At 57.2% G+C, this 19,792-nt stretch carries 19 protein-coding genes and 1 pseudogene; 7 read left to right on the top strand and 13 right to left on the bottom strand.

Annotated elements, in window-relative coordinates; translation table 11 throughout:
- Positions 1 to 54: 54 nt before the first annotated feature.
- From J2Y91_RS13215 to aroL, 3 genes are all read right to left on the bottom strand, one after another.
- The gene (locus tag J2Y91_RS13215) at positions 55 to 840 is read right to left on the bottom strand and encodes an IclR family transcriptional regulator (RefSeq protein WP_253538519.1); all 786 of its coding nucleotides are present in this window, start codon (positions 838 to 840) and stop codon (positions 55 to 57) included.
- Positions 841 to 1,162: 322 nt separating this feature from the next.
- Positions 1,163 to 1,354, bottom strand: a complete 192-nt coding sequence (locus J2Y91_RS13210; protein ID WP_048916999.1) for a YaiA family protein — start codon at positions 1,352 to 1,354, stop codon at positions 1,163 to 1,165.
- 134 nt (positions 1,355 to 1,488) lie between these two features.
- Positions 1,489 to 2,013 carry a shikimate kinase AroL gene (gene aroL, locus J2Y91_RS13205; protein ID WP_133624325.1) on the bottom strand — a complete coding sequence of 175 codons (525 nt, stop codon included), beginning with the start codon at positions 2,011 to 2,013 and terminating at the stop codon, positions 1,489 to 1,491.
- 302 nt (positions 2,014 to 2,315) lie between these two features.
- On the opposite strand from aroL, the gene J2Y91_RS13200 reads away from it, so the two are divergent.
- Positions 2,316 to 3,008 (top strand): DUF2076 domain-containing protein, encoded by a 693-nt coding sequence (locus tag J2Y91_RS13200; RefSeq protein WP_133624326.1) that lies wholly within the window; start codon positions 2,316 to 2,318, stop codon positions 3,006 to 3,008.
- A 42-nt stretch (positions 3,009 to 3,050) separates the two neighbouring features.
- Here the strand turns inward: J2Y91_RS13200 and J2Y91_RS13195 are convergent, their stop codons facing one another.
- Positions 3,051 to 3,500: a YaiI/YqxD family protein gene (locus J2Y91_RS13195; protein ID WP_048917002.1), complete on the bottom strand. Its 450-nt coding sequence runs from the start codon at positions 3,498 to 3,500 to the stop codon at positions 3,051 to 3,053.
- A gap of 140 nt (positions 3,501 to 3,640) precedes the next feature.
- Between J2Y91_RS13195 and proC the strand changes: the two genes are divergently transcribed.
- Positions 3,641 to 4,450, top strand: a complete 810-nt coding sequence (proC, locus tag J2Y91_RS13190; protein WP_048917003.1) for a pyrroline-5-carboxylate reductase — start codon at positions 3,641 to 3,643, stop codon at positions 4,448 to 4,450.
- Positions 4,451 to 4,489: 39 nt separating this feature from the next.
- On the opposite strand, the gene J2Y91_RS13185 is transcribed toward proC, so the two are convergent.
- From J2Y91_RS13185 to J2Y91_RS13165, 5 genes are all read right to left on the bottom strand, one after another.
- Positions 4,490 to 6,022, bottom strand: coding sequence for an FAD-dependent oxidoreductase (locus J2Y91_RS13185; RefSeq protein ID WP_253538516.1), 1,533 nt, complete (start codon positions 6,020 to 6,022; stop codon positions 4,490 to 4,492).
- 161 nt (positions 6,023 to 6,183) lie between these two features.
- Positions 6,184 to 7,095: a lipid A hydroxylase LpxO gene (lpxO, locus tag J2Y91_RS13180; protein WP_253538511.1), complete on the bottom strand. Its 912-nt coding sequence runs from the start codon at positions 7,093 to 7,095 to the stop codon at positions 6,184 to 6,186.
- Positions 7,096 to 7,314: 219 nt separating this feature from the next.
- On the bottom strand, positions 7,315 to 7,620 hold the full coding sequence (locus tag J2Y91_RS13175) for a PsiF family protein (RefSeq protein WP_133624328.1): 306 nt from the start codon (positions 7,618 to 7,620) through the stop codon (positions 7,315 to 7,317).
- Positions 7,621 to 7,790: 170 nt separating this feature from the next.
- Entirely contained in the window at positions 7,791 to 8,054 is a 264-nt protein-coding gene (gene iraP / locus J2Y91_RS13170; protein WP_099753604.1) for an anti-adapter protein IraP, read from the bottom strand.
- Positions 8,055 to 8,260: 206 nt separating this feature from the next.
- On the bottom strand, positions 8,261 to 8,422 hold the full coding sequence (locus J2Y91_RS13165) for a hypothetical protein (RefSeq protein WP_187498556.1): 162 nt from the start codon (positions 8,420 to 8,422) through the stop codon (positions 8,261 to 8,263).
- A gap of 281 nt (positions 8,423 to 8,703) precedes the next feature.
- Here J2Y91_RS13165 and J2Y91_RS13160 point away from each other — a divergent pair, with 281 nt between their 5' ends.
- The gene (locus tag J2Y91_RS13160) at positions 8,704 to 11,787 is read left to right on the top strand and encodes a beta-galactosidase (protein ID WP_253538507.1); all 3,084 of its coding nucleotides are present in this window, start codon (positions 8,704 to 8,706) and stop codon (positions 11,785 to 11,787) included.
- Here J2Y91_RS13160 and J2Y91_RS13155 read toward each other — a convergent pair.
- Together J2Y91_RS13155 and cspE are read right to left on the bottom strand one after the other, a co-directional pair.
- On the bottom strand, positions 11,784 to 13,001 hold the full coding sequence (locus J2Y91_RS13155) for a multidrug efflux MFS transporter (RefSeq protein ID WP_253538504.1): 1,218 nt from the start codon (positions 12,999 to 13,001) through the stop codon (positions 11,784 to 11,786). The genes J2Y91_RS13160 and J2Y91_RS13155 overlap by 4 nt on opposite strands.
- A gap of 210 nt (positions 13,002 to 13,211) precedes the next feature.
- Positions 13,212 to 13,418, bottom strand: a complete 207-nt coding sequence (gene cspE / locus J2Y91_RS13150) for a transcription antiterminator/RNA stability regulator CspE (protein ID WP_048917009.1) — start codon at positions 13,416 to 13,418, stop codon at positions 13,212 to 13,214.
- A 432-nt stretch (positions 13,419 to 13,850) separates the two neighbouring features.
- Between cspE and J2Y91_RS13145 the strand changes: the two genes are divergently transcribed.
- The 3 genes from J2Y91_RS13145 (at position 13,851) to J2Y91_RS13135 (ending at position 15,600) form a co-directional block, all read left to right on the top strand.
- Positions 13,851 to 14,522, top strand: coding sequence for a MarC family NAAT transporter (locus tag J2Y91_RS13145; RefSeq protein WP_048917010.1), 672 nt, complete (start codon positions 13,851 to 13,853; stop codon positions 14,520 to 14,522).
- Positions 14,523 to 14,728: 206 nt separating this feature from the next.
- Entirely contained in the window at positions 14,729 to 14,974 is a 246-nt protein-coding gene (locus tag J2Y91_RS13140; RefSeq protein ID WP_048917011.1) for a biofilm development regulator YmgB/AriR family protein, read from the top strand.
- Between the two features lie 92 nt (positions 14,975 to 15,066).
- Entirely contained in the window at positions 15,067 to 15,600 is a 534-nt protein-coding gene (locus tag J2Y91_RS13135) for a thioredoxin domain-containing protein (RefSeq protein ID WP_099753606.1), read from the top strand.
- Between the two features lie 56 nt (positions 15,601 to 15,656).
- Here the strand turns inward: J2Y91_RS13135 and J2Y91_RS13130 are convergent, their stop codons facing one another.
- Both J2Y91_RS13130 and J2Y91_RS13125 read right to left on the bottom strand, forming a co-directional pair.
- Positions 15,657 to 15,956, bottom strand: a complete 300-nt coding sequence (locus tag J2Y91_RS13130; RefSeq protein ID WP_048917012.1) for an I78 family peptidase inhibitor — start codon at positions 15,954 to 15,956, stop codon at positions 15,657 to 15,659.
- A gap of 290 nt (positions 15,957 to 16,246) precedes the next feature.
- Positions 16,247 to 18,709 (bottom strand): annotated as a pseudogene (locus tag J2Y91_RS13125) (bifunctional diguanylate cyclase/phosphodiesterase).
- Between the two features lie 354 nt (positions 18,710 to 19,063).
- Between J2Y91_RS13125 and J2Y91_RS13120 the strand changes: the two are divergent.
- Positions 19,064 to 19,720 (top strand): CPBP family intramembrane glutamic endopeptidase, encoded by a 657-nt coding sequence (locus tag J2Y91_RS13120; RefSeq protein ID WP_099753607.1) that lies wholly within the window; start codon positions 19,064 to 19,066, stop codon positions 19,718 to 19,720.
- The last annotated feature ends 72 nt before the right edge of the window (positions 19,721 to 19,792 follow it).

Here is a 19,792-nt window from a genome sequence, read left to right as displayed (position 1 = left end):
GCTAATGCCCTGGTGAGGCGTACTTGATATCCATAAGGAGATATCAGGTGAGTATTACACGGTGGCGGAAATAACCATCGTATTGGCGAGGTCGCCATAATTCCCTGCCAGCTGACGCGTGACCATCTGCAGCGCATCCAGCGTGGCGGAGGAGTATGGCGGCTCCTGATTTTGTGAAGGGAACGACAGGCACAGCGCCACGGTTTCTCCCCGATGTTTGTTAGTAATCGTGGTGGCAAGCGAGCTGATGCCCTGCAGGGTCTCATTGCGTGCCAGCGCATAACCCTGTTCACGAATGCGCGCCAGTTCGGCCAGCAGCTGCTCCAGCGTTTGCGGCGAATTAGGGGAACTCACCTGCCAGGCTCCGGCATAGAGCTTACGCACGAAGTCATCGCTGTAGCGTGCCAGAATGGCGCGGCCGACCGAGGTTTCCGCAGCCGGTAACCGGCTGCCCGGCGGGGTCACTACCTGAATAAACATCCGCCCCTGGAACATACGCATCACCATAATCTCGCGCCCTTCCAGCACCGAGATATAGCCGGTACAGCTGGACTCTGCGGCCAGCCGCGCCATCATGGATGAGGCACCATCGACCAGCGGCGTGGAGAGATAATGGCTGGCCAGCGACAGCAGCATGCGCCCGACATGGAAACAGCGGGTTTCCGCATCGCGCTCCAGCAGCCCTTCGTTTTCCATCGTCGACAACAGGCGCGAAACGGTACTTTTTGGCAACCCTAATGCCTCAACCACATCAGTAAACGTCAACCCTGGCTGGCCCTGAGTCAGGCCGCTGCGGTTAAACAGTTTGAGTACGGCGGAAGCATTTTCAAGCGTGCTCATCGGGTAGTTCCACTATTAGGAACTGCTGTTCCTGTTTGTGATAAAATTAACCTACGGCGCGCACGCCTGGCGGTCAAGGATTAATTTCATTCGGCTTTAAGGGGAGGGAAAAGGATAATCAGGTGCCGCGGGGCGATGAGAATTTATTATCCCTGATGCAGATTAAAAAATAAAAATATATGGCGGGATCCCGGGCGTGACCAGCGAAATATGCTGCGATGCATATTGAGAAAAATTAGCGGAAGTGCGGGTAAAGAAATAATTAATAACGCCAGGTGATAATGTGCCAGCCGCTGGCGTCCCTGCCAGGGCGGAGTGAGGATTACTCTTTTTCAGCATCCTCATAGCGCTCTTTAGCATCCAGCGCCTCCTGATGACTCTCATGCTCGCTGATCAGCGAGTCAGGTTTCGGATGGTCAGAACGCAGCTCATACCAGACAACGGATTTGCCGGGTGCGCCCTTTTCAACCTCTACAATATGTGCTTCGCGTGGATATGGCGGTCTTCCTGGCATACTCATCCCCTCTTGGCTGTCAGAAAAAGCACGCGAAAGAGATCCCTTTCACGGCGTGGCCAGCAAACCGGCCACTGTCAAAGTATAGACAAGCACAGCGCTTTATCGCGCAGGAGGGGGAGAAAAAGGCGAAGTTAACTGGCGCGAGCGAGGGAGAGTGCGCTGACGATCTGGCTGACAACCGCTTCTGGCGACTGCATCGCATCGATAATATGGTGCGCCGCCTGCTGATAAAGCGCATCACGCGCCGCCAGCACTTCGACCATCTCTTCGGCAATCGGGCGCCCGGTCAGCGTCGGGCGCTGTTCGGCTTCCGGGTAGGCTTCCAGCCGCGCCGCCAGCACCGCTGCATCCGCATTAAGATAGACCACCTGCCCCTGCTCGCGCATGAACTGGCGATTCTCTTCGGCCAGCACCATCCCCCCGCCGGTGGCAATCACCGTCCCCGGCTGCGTAACGGATTTCACAGCGAGGGTTTCACGACGGCGAAATCCTTCCCACCCTTCGGCGCTGACAATGTCCGATACGCTCTGGCCGCTGGAGAGCTGGAGGTAATGGTCGGTGTCGCAGAAAGCGTACCCTAATGCCAGAGCAAGAGCCTGACCCACGGTGGTTTTACCGCAGCCACGTGCGCCGATCAGATAAATGGGTAATGACATAACAGGCACTTCCTTAACGATTCCTACGCGGGTCATCGCGCACCGAGGGGCAAACATTGAAAAACGTTGACGCATGATACCGGACATTATTCACCGGGACCAGCAGTAACGTTTTCTGTACAGCAAGCAGGGAGGAAAACCTCAATAACACGATGTTTTGAAAAGAAAATTACAGTTGTATCATTTACTTTACACAATAAATAAGCCGCGTAAGGGGGTGCAACATTTCCTTACTCCGATAGCATTTACTTTCACCGGCGGATAGTCAGAATTAACCTATCGCCCGTTTTCGGAGGAACCCCATGCAGAGCGAAGAACAACAACTGATCGAAAGCCTGTTTACCCGCTTAAAACAGGCAGAGTCACAGTCCGGCCCGCGCGACGCCGCGGCGGAAAAACTGATCCAGCAGCAGGTGCAAGCGCAACCCGGCGCGCCCTACTACATGGCGCAGGCCATCCTGATCCAGGAAGCGGCAATGAAGCAGCTTAACAGCCGGGTGAGTGAGCTGGAAGCGAAGCTGGCACAGGCCCAGCAGCCCCAGCAGAACAGCGGCGGTTTCCTCTCCGGGCTGTTTGGCGGCGGCAGCCGTTCGCAGCCGCAGCCGGTCCAGCAGCCTGCGCAATCAGCGTGGGGAAATGCGCCCGCCCAGCCACAGCAGCAGCCCGCCTATGCCCAGGCGCCCGCGGCCCCTGCTGCCGGGCGTGGTTTCCTTGGCGGCGCCCTGCAAACGGCGGTCGGCGTTGCCGGCGGCGTAGTGATGGCGGATATGCTGACCAGCATGTTCCACCACTCGCAGCCGGAAGAGATTGTAAATATCATTAACGAACCGGCGATGCCGGACCCGCAGTTTGATAATAATCTCGATACCTTTAACGGCGGGGATAATCAGTCCTTCCTCAGCCAGGATAACGGCCTGCAGCAGGATTACGCCAGCGATAACGACTTCAGCAATGATGCGTTTGGCGATGATTTTGATGACGACAACTTTGTCTGACCGCTAATACCCTCTCCCGCCCGGCGGGAGAGGGTCTCGCCACTACTTACGCTGCTGTTGTAACCATTTATCCAGTTCATTGGCAAACTGCTGACGATCGCGCTGGTTGAGCGCCGGCGGCCCACCGGTCTGCACCCCGCTGGCACGCATGGTATCCATAAAGTCACGCATGGTTAGCCGCTCGCGAATGGTGGCTTCGCTGTAGCGTTCACCGCGCGGATTCAGCGCAATCGCGCCCTTCTCCATCACTTCGGCCGCCAGCGGAATATCGGCGGTGATCACCAGATCGCCCGCTTCCGCACGGCGCACAATTTCGTTGTCGGCCACGTCAAAGCCCGCCGGAACGCGCAGCGTGCGCACAAAGCGCGATGGCGGCACGCTCAGCCCCTGATTCGCCACCAGCGTCACCATCATCTGCTCACGCTCGGCTGCACGGTACAGCACTTCTTTGATCACTTTCGGGCACGCATCGGCATCCACCCAGATTGGCATCGCCATTTCCTTATAATATTGAGTCGGGAATAGCGCGATCTTCCCATTCTTTTGCCGAATGGCAAACTTAATCTGATCCAGTTAAGGTGTGGGGATGGCATCACGCCAACTTCGTAAACAGAATTAGCAGGGAGAATCTCATGGACAAGAAAATTGGCTTCATTGGCTGCGGTAATATGTCGAAGGCGATTATAGCCGGCCTGGTCGCCGCCGGGCAGGTCAGAGCGGAGAATATCTGGGTATTTGACCACAAGCCCGAAACCAACCTGGCGATGCAGAAACAGTATGGCATCACCCCGGCAGAGAGCGCAGCCGAAGTGGCCGGGCAGGCCGATATTCTGTTCGGCGCGGTAAAACCTAATGCGATCCTGTCGGTGATGAAAGATATTGCGGGCAGCCTGAATAAAGAGACGCTGGTGGTTTCGATTGCCGCGGGCGTGACGCTGGACTCGCTGGCCTCGGTGCTTGGCCACGACCGTAAAATCGTGCGCGTTATGCCGAACACCCCCGCGCTGGTCAACGAGGGCATGACCTCGGTCACCCCCAATGTACTGGTGACCAAAGAAGAGGCCGATGCGGTAGTGGAGATTTTTAGCGGCTTTGGTAAAGCGGCGCTGGTGCCGGAGTACCTGATCCACGCGGTGGTCGGCGTCAGCGGTTCTGCCCCGGCCTATGTATTTATGTTTATTGAGGCGATGGCCGATGCGGCCGTGCTGGGCGGGATGCCGCGCGCTCAGGCTTACCAGTTTGCCGCACAGGCGGTGAAAGGCGCAGCGGAAATGGTGCTGGAGACCGGCAAGCATCCGGGCGAACTGAAAGATATGGTGTGCTCACCGGGCGGCACCACCATTGAAGCAGTAAGAGTGCTGGAGCAGAAAGGCTTCCGCTCGGCGGTGATGGAAGCGATGCAGCAGTGCATGGCGAAATCCGAGCAGATGAGCAAGCAGTAAAAAAACGCAGCCAGCGGGGTTACCCGCTGGCTGCGCTGTTCAGGCTGAGAGATGCGCCCGGCTGAGCTGCTCCGCCGCGTCCAGCGTCATCGGCTGCTGCATTCGCTGCACCAGTTCGGCGGTAAAGGTATAGCACCCGCAGGAGGCCACCGCCGCCAGCTTGCCTTTCTGCCCGTAAAGCATGACGAACGTTTTATCGCTTAACGAGCCGATCAGCCGCTCTTCATCCCATTTTTCCGCGTGACCAAGATATTCGTAGCGCGTGCCAAACTGGGCCGTCCAGAAGAACGGGACGCGGTCGAACGCCTCGCCGGCACCCAGCATATTTTTGGCAGCAATCCTTCCCTGCTGCTGCGCCACGCGCCAGTGCTCAATGCGCTGTAGGCCCTCCTCCGCCGGATAGCTGGCGATATCACCTGCCGCCCAGACATTTTTAGCGGCCTGAAGCGCTTCATCGGTTGCCAGACTGCCATCGTCCTGCAGAGCGATATCGTGGATAAAACCGCAGCCCGGCGTAACGCCGGTCGCCAGCACCACCACGCTGCTGGCAATCTGCTGGCCGCTTTTCAGCCGCACGCCGCTGACGTGTCCGTTCTCGGCGGTCAGCTCAGCCACTTCGTCAGTGATAAACTCCACGCCGTTCTGCTGATGCAGATCGCGGAAAAAGCGTGCCAGCTGCTCGCCAAACTGGGCTTTGAACGGCAGCGGCTGCGGGGCGACGATCTGCACCGCGATATCCTGGGCGCGCAGTGCGGACGCCAGCTCCATGCCGATAAAGCTGTTGCCAATAATCACCAGCTTACGCTGCTGCTCCACGGCCTTCATCACCGCGGCGCACTGTTCAATGCTGCGCAGAACGTGAACCCCTGCCAGCGCGTTACCGGGAATGTCGGGGCGCTGAGGAAGACCACCGCTGGCCAATAGCAGTTTGTCATACTGCAGCGTGCTGCCATCTGCAAAGCGCAGCAGCTGCTGGCGGCTGTCGAGCTGTTCGACATTACCCTGCAACCTTTCTGCATACTGGAAAAAGTCGTCATCGAGCATCGCAGGAACTTCGCTGATTTTCATTTTTCCGGACGGCACAAATTTGGTCAGCGCGGTGCGGTCATAGGGCGCCTCTGATTCGCGGTCCACCAGTACCAGGCGCCCATCAAACCCTTCACGGCGCAGCGTCCAGGCGGCGGCACTGCCCGCCGCGCCCGTCCCCAGAATCACAAAGACCGGCTTGCTGTCACCCGCGCTGAAAGTGGCGAGCGGCGGCATCGGTTGCGGATCCACCTGGATCATGCCGTTCTCCACCCGCACCGGATAGCGTTTCAGATCGCTGAGCGCCAGCGGTTCACACAGCGCACCGTCAAGCAGGGAGAAAGTGGCTTTGTGCCACGGGCAGGTCAGGGTGCCCTGATAGACCGCACCCTCCTCGAGCGGGGCGCCGGAGTGGGGGCACTCGCTCTGATACGCTTTGACCTCATCGCCCTGGCGAATCAGCAAAATGTCGGTGTCGCCAACCGGCGCTTTCAGCGGTTTATTCTCTGCCAGATCTTTTAATACCAGAACGTTTTGATAACTCACCCAGCTCTCCTTTTGCTATATCCACACAAAATGTATCAATATCTTAAGTCTGGCAGGCAGGGGCTGGTTGGCAACTGTTCGAACGTTAAGGTATAAAAAAAAGCGGCTAACTCACTGGTTAGCCGCCTTTTTTAAATGTTTAACCAAATATGTCGATGCGCCTACATCAGAACGCTCGGAATGATAATCAGCGCAAAAATCAGCACGATCAGCGTGCGCTTGATCCCATAATAGAGCGCGCGGTTGCGCTTTTTCAGGTTCTGCCCGGCATCACGCACCGCGTTAACGTACTTAAAGATGCGGTTAATGCCACCCACGCGGTCGTTATCATCATTGGGAGAGGCCGCCGCCGACATCAGCGCCGTGCCAACCCAGTGGTTCACCGCCTGCGCCCAGCGCCACTTCATCGGCCGTTCAATATCGCAGAACAGGATGATACGCGTCTGCTCGCTGGCATTTTGTGCCCAGTGGACATAGGTTTCATCGAAGATCACCGCTTCACCATCGCGCCAGCTGTGTACCTGACCGTCCACATCAATAAAGCAGCGATCGTCATTCGGTGTCTGTAGCCCCAGGTGGTAACGCACCGATCCGGCATAGGGATCGCGATGTTTACCCAGATGGCTTCCGGCAGGCAGCTCGGCAAACATGGCCGCTTTGACCGACGGGATCTGACTCAGCAGCTCACTGGTCACCGGGCACAGCTCGCGTGCCGAGGGGTGAGCATCGCCATACCATTTCAGATAAAAACGCTTCCAGCCGCGCTTAAAAAAGGTGTTAAAACCGGCATCATTATGCGACTGCGCAGCTTTAATATGGTCCTGAAGGCGCACCGCTTCTTCGCGAATAACCTGCCAGTTATCGGTAATTTTCTGTAATTCGGGAAATTCAGCGCTATCGAAATAGGGTTGTTTCGCCGGCAGTGAGGACAGGCCGGTCATAAACATATTTACCGGTGCCATAAAAGTAGAGTGGTCAAATAGTTGGCGCGACAGCTTTTGTTTAACCACTCCGCGCGAGTGGGCGTAAATCACGCTAATAATAAAGATGCCGATAATGATTAAAGCCACCATACAACGAATCCTTAGGTTGCACGCGACACGATCCAAGACAGTCTGACTGACTCATGAGGGTGTCGAAAAAAAGATCCGAATATTTTAGTGCAAAAATGGGATTTTTCTTAACTCAGCGTGCCGAAAGCAGCAATAAGCGTGCTTAACCCGCTGCGGTTTAGGATTAGTTTAGTTAAAGCGCGGGAGAAAATCGGGCGACCGTTCGCTCGCCCGCATAAGTTAACTTTTTTTCAGGCAGCTGCTCATAAAGGTTTTACGCTCGTCACCCTTCAACATTTTTTCGCCGGCCTGGGCATTACAGGTTTTCATCTTCATCTGTTGCGGCGTCATGCCATCCATTTTGCTGTCCTTCTTCAGGCAGCCGCTCATAAAGGTTTTACGCTCATCCCCTTTCAGGGATTTTTCACCCGCCTGCTGATTACACACCGTCATTTTTTGCTGTTGTGCGGTTTTTTCGGCCGCGCTGGCATAGCCTGCCGCCGTCAGTGACAGCAGAGCCGCCGCCAGCATTAATTGAACTTTCATGCGTATCCCATCCCATTATTGTTATATCGACACAATAAAGTGTGGCATGAGTTTTGTTTTCGGCGAGGGATTTTTGCGTAAATTTTAAGGGAAATGAATAAGACGAAGGCTTTATTTCTCGCCCGTTGCCCGCTGCCACAGACCTGTGAGCACCGCGTGCATAAAGAAGATTACTGGCGGGGGTGGTTAAGCAGGCGCTGAATGTAATTTTCCAGCAGTGACATATCTTCAGAAAGCTCAGGTTCGACCGTGACGGACGCGGTCTGCATCGCTTCGGAGATGCTGTCATTGATCTGCTGAAGCTGGCCGCCGTCCATTTTGCGTAACAGTGCAGTGACGACAATCTCAAGCGCTTCGACCTGAGCGACCAGTTCTTTCGATTCCTGCTCTTTTTGCGCCAGTCTGACCAGCAATTCTGCAATGAGGTTTTTCATGCGACTGTCTCAGCAAGTTAAAGCAAGACGGTATCACCAGATTTGAAAAAAGAAAACCTGTATTCGCGTTATTTTTTCGCGACTTAAGCGCAGATCAAAGGGAGGAAAGTTGTTAAATAATGGCGAAACGTTTCGCTCATTGTGACGCGTTATTTTTCGGCTGCTGGCCCTAAAAAAACGGGGGCCAAAACAGGCCCCCGATAAAGTTAGCCGCGCGGGCCGCTGAAACCACCATGAGGTCCGCCGCCGCCGCCAGGTCCGCCCCAGCCACCACCACCGCCACCGCCGCCCGGAGGCGGGAACAGACATCCACTCAGTGCCGCCACCAGCGCCACAATACTCACTGCTCTAATAATACTCACCATCATCAAACCTCAATACGACGTTAAGGACCCTTTGCGCTGATAGTAAGCGCCGCTCAGGCCCGCCACAATGCAGAATTCTCTGCTTACACGCGCTATTAACAGGGCGTTTCTACACTTAACGTTTTGCTGTGGTTTTCCTGCCGCAACCCTGCATCAGTGGCAACATTAACGGATTTTCTTCAGTGATAAATCTTGCGATCGCTCTCGCATCGCCCCGCCTTTTATCTTTACAAAATCGTCATGCGCCCTCAATGTGAGCGCATAACATTTTAGAGGTTAACGCCATGACAGAATGCGCCCCGCTCTCTCTGCAACAGCTGCTTTCGCAGCGCCATTGGGAAAATCCGGCAGTGACTCAGCTGCACCGCCTGCCCGCCCATCCGCCTTTTGCCAGCTGGCGCAGCGTGGAGTCGGCGCGTGACGAGGAGGTTAGCCCGTCGCTGCAGTCGCTAAATGGCGAGTGGTGTTTTAGCTATTTTGCCTGCCCTGAGGCGGTACCGGATGAGTGGACGCTCGGCGATCTGCCGTCGGCCGACCGCCAGCAGGTTCCCTCCAACTGGCAGCTCTCAGGCTATGACGCCCCGATCTACACCAATGTGCAGTATCCGATTGCGGTCAATCCGCCTTTTGTGCCCCGCGACAACCCGACCGGCTGCTACTCCACCACCTTTGAGTGCTCTGCTGAGTGGCTCAGCGGCGGCCAGACGCGCATCATCTTTGACGGCGTCAACTCTGCTTTCTACCTGTGGTGCAACGGTGAGTTTATCGGTTATTCGCAGGACAGCCGCCTGCCCGCCGAGTTTGACCTCAGCCGGGCGCTGCACGCCGGGGAAAACCGCCTTGCGGTGCTGGTACTGCGCTGGTGCGACGGCAGCTACCTGGAAGATCAGGATATGTGGCGCATGAGCGGGATTTTCCGCGACGTTAGCCTGCTGCATAAGCCCGTTGTACAGCTCAGCGGCGTACAGATCGATACGCCGCTAAGCGCTGAGCAGCGATCCGCGCAGCTGCAGGTGCTGGCGGTCGCTTCGCTGAATGACGCCAGTGCCTGTCAGGTCCAGGTGACGCTGTGGCGCGGCGAGCAGCTGATTGCGCAGCAGCAGCAGGCGTTTGGCAGCGCGGTGATTGATGAACGCGGGCGCTACCTCGATCGCACCCGGCTGTCGCTGCAGGTAGAACAGCCGCTGCTGTGGAGCGCTGAAACTCCGCATCTTTACCGCGCGGTGGTGGCCCTGCTGGATGCCAGCGGTGCGCTGCTGGAAGCCGAAGCTTACGATGTGGGCTTCCGCAAGGTGGAAGTCAGCGGCGGGCTGCTGAAGCTCAACGGCAAGCCGCTGCTGATCCGCGGCACCAACCGCCATGAACATCATCCGCTAAATGGCCAGGTGATGGATGAGGCCACCATGGTTAAGGATATCCTGCTGATGAAGCAGCACAACTTCAACGCGGTGCGCTGCTCTCACTACCCCAACCACCCGCTGTGGTATCGCCTGTGCGATCGCTACGGCCTTTACGTGGTGGATGAGGCCAATATCGAAACGCACGGCATGCAGCCGATGAACCGGCTGTCGGACGATCCCAGCTGGTTTAACGCCTTCAGCGAACGCGTCACGCGCATGGTGCAGCGCGACCGCAATCACCCCTGCATTATCATCTGGTCGCTGGGCAATGAATCGGGCCACGGCAGCACGCACGACGCGCTCTATCGCTGGATCAAAAGTCACGATCCCAGCCGCCCGGTGCAGTATGAAGGCGGCGGAGCCGACACGGCGGCGACCGATATCCTCTGCCCGATGTACGCGCGCGTCGATCAGGATCAGCCGTTTGAAGCCGTCCCCAAATGGTCGATTAAGAAATGGATCGGCCTGCCGCAAGAGACGCGCCCGCTGATCCTGTGCGAATACGCCCATGCGATGGGCAACAGCTTTGGTGGTTTCGACCGCTACTGGCAGGCGTTTCGTCAGTATCCGCGGCTGCAGGGGGGCTTCGTCTGGGACTGGGTGGACCAGAGCCTGACGCGCACCGATGCCGACGGCCAGCAGTGGCAGGCTTACGGCGGTGATTTTGGCGATACGCCTAACGACCGCCAGTTCTGCATGAACGGGCTGGTTTTCGCCGATCGCACGCCGCATCCGGCGCTGTATGAAGCGCAGCGCGCCCAGCAGTTTTTCCAGTTCACGCTGGAGAGCACGGCCCCGCTCAGCGTGGGTATTCGCAGCGAATATCTGTTCCGTCACAGCGACAACGAGCGGCTGCGCTGGCGTATTGAGCATCAGGGCAGCGCGGTGGCTGAAGGAGAAGTGGCCCTCGAGCTGGCCGCAGAGGGCAGCACCACCCTGACGCTGGCAGAGCTGCCGCCGCTGGCTGGTGAACTGTGGCTGCGGGTGGAGGTTATCCAGCCTGCTGCTACGGCCTGGTCTCCGGCCGGGCAGCGCGTCGCATGGGACGGCTGGCGTCTGCCCGCCGCGCTGGCACTCCCGCCGCTCCCGGTCACGGGTGAAGTGCCGCGCGTTGAACAGCATGCGCTGCTGACGGAAGTCGCGCACGGCGAGCAGCGCTGGCAGTTCAGCCAGGAGAGCGGGGAGCTGCTACAGTGGCTGCGCGGCGGCCAGCCGATGCTGCTCTTCCCGCTGCAGGATCTGTTCGCGCGTGCGCCGCTGGATAACGATATCGGCATCAGCGAAGTGACCCGCATCGATCCTCATGCGTGGGTAGAGCGCTGGAAACGCGCCGGGCACTATCAGCTGGAGAGCCAGCTCCTGCAGATGCAGGTCGATGCCCTGAGCGATGGCGTGCAGATCCGCACGCAGCACGCCTGGCAGGCTGCCGGGGAACTCTGTTTCCTCAGCCGCAAGTGCTACCGCATTAACCTTCAGGGGGAGATGCAGGTGGAGGTAGAAGTGGATATCGCCGCCGGGCAGCCGCAGCCAGCGCGCATTGGCTTACGCTGCCAGCTGGCCACGGTGACGGAGAGCGTCAGCTGGCTCGGCCTTGGCCCGCATGAAAACTATCCCGACCGCAGGCTCGCCGCCGAGTTCTCGCGCTGGACGCTGCCGTTAGAGCAGCTCAGTACCGCGTATGTTTTCCCGGGCGAAAACGGCCTGCGCGGCGGTACGCAGCAGCTGGATTACGGCGACTGGCATCTCAGCGGGGAGTTTCACTTCTCGCTCAGCCGTCACAGCATGGAGCAGCTGCGCGATACCTCGCACCGTCACCGGCTGCGCGACGAGCCGGGCAGCTGGCTGATTGTCGATGGTTTCCATATGGGGGTCGGCGGTGATGACTCCTGGAGCCCGAGCGTCAGCCCGGACTTCCTGCTGTCTGCCCGCCAGTATCGCTATCAGGTCAGTTTTAAACTCACGGACTAAGGCGAACTGCCCGGCGTGATTTTGCGCCGGGCAGATTTCCGATAGACCCAAATCAGCTGCACGCTGTTAATCAGCACCACCAGCGCCGTCGCCGCAAACACCCAGCGAAAACCGCCAATCGCCGAGATCCCCGAGCCCATCAGCGGCCCCACGACGTTACCAAGGTACATAAACGACTGGTTATAGCCAAAGATTCGCCCCGTCACCTGGTCGCTGGAGTAACGCAGCAGCAGCGTCTGTACCGCTGGCATCATGGCACCATCGGCAAAGCCCAGCAGGAAGCGCAGGATCCCCAGCTCAACCGCGCTGTTCGCCCAGGACATGGCGACAAACAGCAGCACCGAGAAGATCAGGGCGGCAAACAGGATGCGCTGCGCGCCAATGCGGTCCCCCAGCTTGCCGAGCGTTGGCGCGGAGAGCAGCGCAGATACCCCTGGAATAGCCGCAACCACCCCGCTGATAAAGGCAATGTTCTGCACGTTGGGCTCCAGCTCGCGCACGAACAGCGTCAGAATGGGGCTGACTGAACCGTTACACAGCTGGATCACCAGCGTAGTGAAAAACAGGCTGATCACCAGGCCGGGACGGCTGAGGGTATGAAATACCATGCTGCCGCTCAGCTTATTCTCTTTTTTCACCCGCGGCTGGCCGTTCTCTTTAATCAGGTACAGCGTAATCAGGAAACTCACCAGCAGCAGTGCGGAGGTGATCAGGAACACTGCGCGTAAACCCACCCAGTCCGCCAGCAGCCCGCCCATCAGCGGCCCCATTATCACCCCGCAGATTTGTGCCGTGGTCACCATGCTGAGCGCCCAGCCGCTGCGCTCACGCGGCACCTGCCCCGCCACCAGCGCCATCGCATTCGGAATGTAACCGGAGGTCAACCCCATCAGCGCTCGCAGCGCCAGCAGCTGCCAGACACTGGTGACAAACGCCTGCAGCAAAATGACGATACCCATTCCCAGCGAGGCGCGCAGCAGCATCAGCTTGCGGCCTTTACGGTCGGCAAGGCTGCCCCACATCGGTGAGACGATGGCAGAAACGAGGAAGGTAATACTGAAAATCAGGCCGGACCACAGCGTCAGCGCGCTGGGATCGGTGACGCCAAGTTGCTCAACGTAGAGCGGAAGAAAAGGGATAATCTGGCTGATCGCCAGCCCGGTAAATAAACACCCGAACCAGACAGAGATGAGGTTAATCTTCCAGGATTCCATCGTGCTGTGTGAACGACCTGTAGTGGCGAGAAGCGAAACACAAGTGTAACAACACTCACGGCAGGCGTCAGTCACTTATCCAGCGGGCAGCAGCAGAATAGTGTTAGCAAACGACTCTATTGGCGGGGTCAAAACGCAAAAAACCCGCCACTGGGGCGGGTTTTCTTTACTTCGAACTAAGTTCTGTTACCGCCGGAGCGGAAAGAGGACTTAGGCAACAGTTACGTTAGCAGCTGCTGGGCCTTTCTGGCCGTTTTCGATAGTAAAGTTAACTTTCTGGCCTTCTTCCAGGGTTTTGAAACCTGAATCCTGGATTGCAGAGAAGTGTACGAACACATCTTTGCTGCCGTCAGTTGGGGAAATGAAGCCGAAACCTTTCTCAGCGTTAAACCATTTTACTAAACCAGTCTGGGACATGGGTCTTTCCTTCAAAATTGTAGTAAGCCACAGTGGGCACAGGGTTCGTCAACAGGGATTACTATGAGGCACTCAGAAGGAAGTCAGGAAGAAGCTTGAAATAACGCTTGAACTGAAGACTGCTTTACTAAAATTGCTCGCATACGTGGGTCTGTATCAAAACCGACAGGTGCATTTACTCATAACCGCGCCCCCAGTACAAGCGTCGGCATGATAAAAAAGCCATGAAAATTCTAACTCTCTAATTTAAAACAAAAAATATTTTAACGTATTGTTAACCTGCGCTGCAGGCTCACGAATAGTCTTATCGCTAAGTGAGTCAATTCCCCATCTTAAGGTAAATCTTACGCTGGTGACCTGGTTATTCTTCGCTTCCCCATGAGGTTAAGGCATGATGGCTTCGCCTCTTTTGTGTGCAAAGGATCCCACCTGATGTTTGAACTGATGAAGGCCATAGGCCTTGGGCTAGTGGTAATTTTGCCGCTGGCTAACCCGCTAACCACCGTGGCGCTGTTCCTTGGCCTGGCGGGCGATATGAACTACCAGGAGCGCAACCGCCAGTCGGCGCAGGCTTCGCTGTACGTATTTATCATTATGACCGTGGCGTACTACGCCGGTAACGTGGTGATGGATACCTTTGGTATCTCCATTCCCGGCTTACGCATCGCCGGGGGGCTGATTGTCGCCTTTATCGGTTTCCGCATGCTATTCCCCCAGCAGCAGGCCGGAACGTCGGTGGAAGCGGACCACAAGCTGGATGAGATGAGCGAACGTAAGGTGGTTAATATCGCCTTCGTGCCGCTGGCAATGCCGAGCACGGCAGGCCCCGGCACCATTGCGATGATCATCAGCACCGCCTCAACTATCCACAGCGGCACCACCTTTGCGCCATGGATTATCACGGTGGCCCCGGTGCTGACCTTCATCGCCGTTAGCCTGATCCTGTGGGGATGCCTGCGCAGTTCCGGCGCAATCATGCGCCTGGTCGGTAAAGGCGGCATCGAAGCTATCTCACGCCTGATGGGCTTCCTGCTGGTGTGCATGGGGGTGCAGTTTATGATCAACGGTATTCTCGAAGTGATTGGCACTTACCACCCTGCCTGAGTTTGTCGCAGCATGAGTAAAAATATTTCTGTTTGTTACTGGCATTCCCGCCGGCGCCATCTACAGTATTAAAAATCTCCACCTGTTTATTTTTCAGGCAAGTGGCGGGCCGCTGTTCTGGCGGCCCGGATCAACGTCTATCGCTTAAATACCTGATCCTGTCAGTGGCCGTGCGGCCACCGATGGCGCTTTTGCGGAGGTTTACCATGAGTCATCAGCTACACGGCGCCGGGCGCGCCATCACTGACTACTTCAACAGCCCATCGTTTCATGCGCCAAAAGAGAGTGAGTTGCTGGAAGTGATCATGATGGAACTGATGCAGTCCGGAAAATCGCCCAGTAATAAAGCCATCATAGCGAATGTGATTGCGCGCCTGGAGAGGGAAGCCGACGAGTCCGTTTTGCAGGGTTACCGCAACCTGCTGGCAAAAATACTGGAAGGCCATGAGTAGTTTTTTTGCCCTATACGTATGTTTACATGCCAGACGATTGCCATTCACTCTCGCCCCGTTAAGATAAGCGCCGGATGCAGGCGGAGACGGCAATGAGTAACTGGCACAGCAAATTGATCAATAAATTTAAGAAGTTCAGCCTGTTTATACTGCTGCCGGTACTGATGTTGATCCTGCTCATCCGCCTGATTGATGTTTTACGGGCGCCCGAGCTACCAGCGGATTTTGCTCAGCAGCTGCTGCACACCGTTGACGGCCGCGACCTGACGCCTGGCGAGCTAAGCGAGAAGAAACCTCTGCTGGTGTGGTTCTGGAGCACCGGCTGCAGCGCCTGTCATGACACCGTCCCGATGATGATGTGGCTAAACGGCAAACGCACCAATGTGCTGACCGTCGCCAGCCGCTCCGGCAATGACATCAGCATCGTGCGCTATCTCAATGGGCATCATCTGACGCTGCCGGTGGTGAACGACAGCAGCGGCGTGCTGGCAACGCACTGGCAGGTCAGCAGTACGCCTACCCTGATCCTCGTGGCGAAAGGCCAGGTGGTAAGCACCACCAGCGGCTGGACCAGCTCGGCGGGCATCTGGCTGCGCTTATGGTGGGTAAGGAAGTGGCACTACTGAGTCGGGGTGCAGGCTAACAGGGCTGACGCGCGCGGCGGCCAGCCCGGAGCGAAGAATTAACCGCAGTAAACGCGGCTGATAGTCCCGTTTTTATCGCCCATAAAATTGATACGGTTCAGGTTAAAGTCCATCGTCACCGCTGAGTTATACGGAATGGCGCGCACCGCATTTTCAAAACGCAGCGACTCAATGGCCGACAGCGGTTTACCGACATACTGCTGATACTGCGATGCACCACAGCGATCCATCTCCGGGTCTACAGGCGCACCTGCGTCTGCGCTTTTATGCCCAGCGGACTGGCATCCCGACAGCGCAACCAGCGCTGCTATCACGGCAACTTTTCCATAAAATTTCACTGTTTCTGCTCCTCTTTTTGCTTAGATAACCGGCATTTCTGCTGAAAGATTAACAGATTGCGCCGCAAATGAGCAGTGCGTGGTGGCATAAAGCTGCCAGGTGATAGCGTGATATTGCGCACGAATCGTTCACAATTTAGCCAGCCTTACATGATAATTTTAGGACTAATCCCACAGAGGAGAATCTTATGGAACTGGCTATTTTTATCACTTTTGCCGTCATTATGACGCTGGTTGCGGTACGCGTCCGCTAAACCTCACGCGCCTCTGCCCTGACGCAGAGGCGCGTGTCAGCTGACGGTTTTATCCATCAATCCACGCAATGCTTGCAGCGCCATCGGCTTACCCAGTAAATATCCCTGCCCCTGCTGACAGTCAATCAGCCTGAGCTGCGCCAGCTGCTCTTCCGTTTCAATACCTTCCGCCGTCACAATCAGTGAAAATGCGCGCCCCAGACCAATAATTCCCTCGACTATCGACTGCGCCTGGCGCGAATGCGGGTAGCCATCAAGATACGAACGGTCCATTTTCATGGCGTCAAACGGGAATTTTTTCAGATAGCCGAGCGATGCGAAGCCCGCGCCGAAATCATCCACGGCAATTTTTACCCCCAGCCCTTTCAGCTGGTGCATGATCTCCAGCGCGCTTTCCGGGTGCTCCATGGTGATATTTTCGGTAATTTCCAGCTCCAGCCGCGCTGCCGCTAAGCCGCTCTGCTCAAGCGCCGCCGCGACGCGCAGCGGCAGGCTGCCGTTGCGCAACTATTTTGGCGAGATGTTCACAGAGACGCACAGCTCGCCGGGCCAACTGGCGGCGTCCCGACAGGCGCGATTCAGCACCCAGTCACTGATATCCATAATCAGCCCGGTCTCTTCTGCCAGAGGAATAAAGCTGTCCGGCAGGATGAGCTGCCCGGGTTGATGCTGCCAGCGCACCAGCGCCTCGGCCCCTTCCAGCCGCCCGCTTTGCAGATGATAGCGCGGCTGATAGTGCAGGCGCAGTTCATCCCCACCAATGCCCCGGCGCAGATTGCGCTCCATTTCACTGCGCTGCGCCAGGTGCTGCGACATATCGCCGGTATAAAATACCCAGCGGTTACGCCCCTGCTGTTTCGACTGATAGAGCGCGATATCCGCCAGCCGCAGGAGTTCATCCGGCTGCATGGCATCGTCCGGCGCCATGGCGATGCCGAGGCTGGTGCCGATATACAGCTCCTGCGAATCAACGTGGAACGGCTGGTGCAGGCAGTCGAGCAGGCGCTGGCAGCAGCTCTTAATTTCGGCCCGGGTCAGCAGCCCGGTGGTTGCCAGAATAAACTCATCGCCGCCAAGCCGTGCAACCAGATCCCCCGCACTCATGCAGCTGCGCAGACGGCGGGCCACCTCCACCAGCACGCTGTCGCCCGCCGCGTGTCCCCAGGTATCATTGATCGGTTTGAAATGGTCAAGGTCGAGGCTGATCATCACCAGCGGATAGTCCAGCCCCGGCAACGCCTGCAGCTGCTCCTGCAGAAACTCCTGCATAAAAAGCCGATTCGGTAAGCCGGTTAACACATCATGCTGTGAGAGATAGTGAACCCGCGCCTGCGCTTCCACTTCCAGAGTGATATCGGACACCGTGCCGCGATAGCCCAGCAGCTTGCCGTGCAGCATGATCGGCTTCGCGACCAGACTACAGATACGTCGCCCGCGATGCTGAGAATGCAGATAGCAGCGTAACTGGCTGCGCGCGCCGCCAGCCTGCTGCTGCTTCACCCACGTACTGACCGGCAACTCTGCGTGCTGGAGGATCTCATCCAGCTGCCGCCCGATGGAGGTTAGCAGACCAAACCCGGTGACCACGGTGAAGCGCTTTGACAGATAGGTCAGACGCCCGGCGGCATCGGTTTCCCAAATCCAGTCTGAGGCCGCTTCCGCCACGTCACGGAAGCGCGCCTCGCTGGCGGCCAGTTCACGCTGGCTGTACATCAACTGCAGGAAACGCGTATCCGATAGCAGGGCATTATCCATCGCATTATTGATCACCCGGCGCGTTACCACGCCGAGGATCAGCGCAACAAAGGCGAGCAGCGGCAGCAAATACATCAGGAGCTTGCGCCCCGGCTGGCTGGGATCCCAGCGCAGAACCAGTGCCGGTCCGGTTTTAGCCTCCTGGCTGATAAATGGCGTGGTGTAGCGATCCTGCTGATCCTGCGGCACGCGGGCATTATCGACCCCAACCGCATGGCCGAATGCTGTTAGCTTATCGGGCGTAAACAGGTAAACAAACACCATGACGGAAGGCGTGGCGGAGAGCGTGGCCTCATGCGGCATTTTGCCACGGGTGATCGGTGCGGCAGCCACCAGCGCCGGCGTATCGCCAATCATGATACTTTCGCTGATGACATGCTGGTGGCGCTGCTGCAAGCGCGCCTGCTCCACCAGCGGCTGAGCCTGGCTTCCCAGCCACTGTTCCAGCGTAAATGTGGAGAGCTGGCCATCCACTACGGCATAGCGCGTGCGATCGTCCACGTCGATAACAAAGACGCCATCATACTGATGTTCGCGAAACAGGCCGGGGCCAAGGTTCTGCTGGTTCCACGCCCAGTCAGGATCAATCGTCAGGTACATATGCAGCCAGGCTTCCTGCCAGAAAGCGTAGTCGCGCAGGTGAGTTTCCAGCGACTGGCGCTGCTGCTGCCAGGCATCACGCAGCAGCGCTCCTTCCTGATCGACCGATTCCTGATTTTGCTGCCACGCTACGCCAACAACCATCAGCATGGCTAAAAACAGCGCACTGCTCAGCAGCAGCGCCAGCGCCATCAACGTGCGCCGCGTTGCCGATGCCGCTTTTTGCCCATCCGCTAATTCCCCCGTCAGTACCGGTGGATGATTCATAGTCATGCCCCTTAATAATACGGCTTACGAACGCTTCCCTGTCCGTTTGTTACTGCTGGGGCGCTGTCAGTGTGACGTCAGTGCCTGTTTCCCAAAAAGTTCCAATAACGGATATCGGCAGTAACACTGAACAATTGAGAAAATTTTATGCAATGGTGAATAATCACGCGGCTCGACAGCCTAAAAGTCGCTTGTTAACATGGCGGGATCCGTGCCAGTAGCAGGTCCCTCATGACATCATCGACCGACAGAGTCACTCACACCCTGCTGTGTGCCGGGGTGTTTATTCTCTGGTATGCGATTACTTTGCTGGTCGCTCACTTCCCCAATCTGCAGGCGCTGAAAAGCCGCGGGCTACTGATGCCGGTGCTGTGCCTGTTGGAGTTTGCCGTATTGGTGCCGGTTTATCGCTGGTATAACCGCCATTACCATGACATCCCGCACGGCAGACTTCAGCCGCGGCAAGTGCTGCTGTTCGCCGTGCTGCTGCTGGCTCTTATTGCCAGCCAGTCGCTGTATATGCAGCAGGAGAGCTGGACCGCCAGCCAGTTAAGCCAGGGTAATCTGAGCATGCTGTGGTTCACCCTGGCGGTGGTTTTACTGGCCCCGGTGTTTGAGGAGATCCTGTTTCGCGGTTTTATTCTGCAGGGCTTCCTGCTGTGGGCTCCGCGCCAGCGCCTGGCCTGCGCCCTGCTGACGTCCATTATCTTTGCGGCGATGCATACCCAGTACGCCCATCTGCAAACGGTGATTGCCTTGATTGCGCTATCCCTGCTGCTGTGCGCCGCCCGCCTGGTCTCCTCTGGCCTGAAGCTGCCGATTTTCCTGCATATGCTGAATAACCTGCTCGGCGTCGCGCCCTGGATTTGGGCCACGCTCGGTCGTTAGGCATTGTTCAGTTTTATAACCGTTTCATCATCCTTATAACTTTCACGCATAACGATAGTGAATAATCTACTA

This window comes from Erwinia aphidicola, from assembly GCF_024169515.1.
GTDB classification, from domain to species: domain Bacteria; phylum Pseudomonadota; class Gammaproteobacteria; order Enterobacterales; family Enterobacteriaceae; genus Erwinia; species Erwinia aphidicola.
Note: the sequence above shows the minus strand (reverse complement) of the source record. Positions and strands in the feature narration are given on the sequence as shown.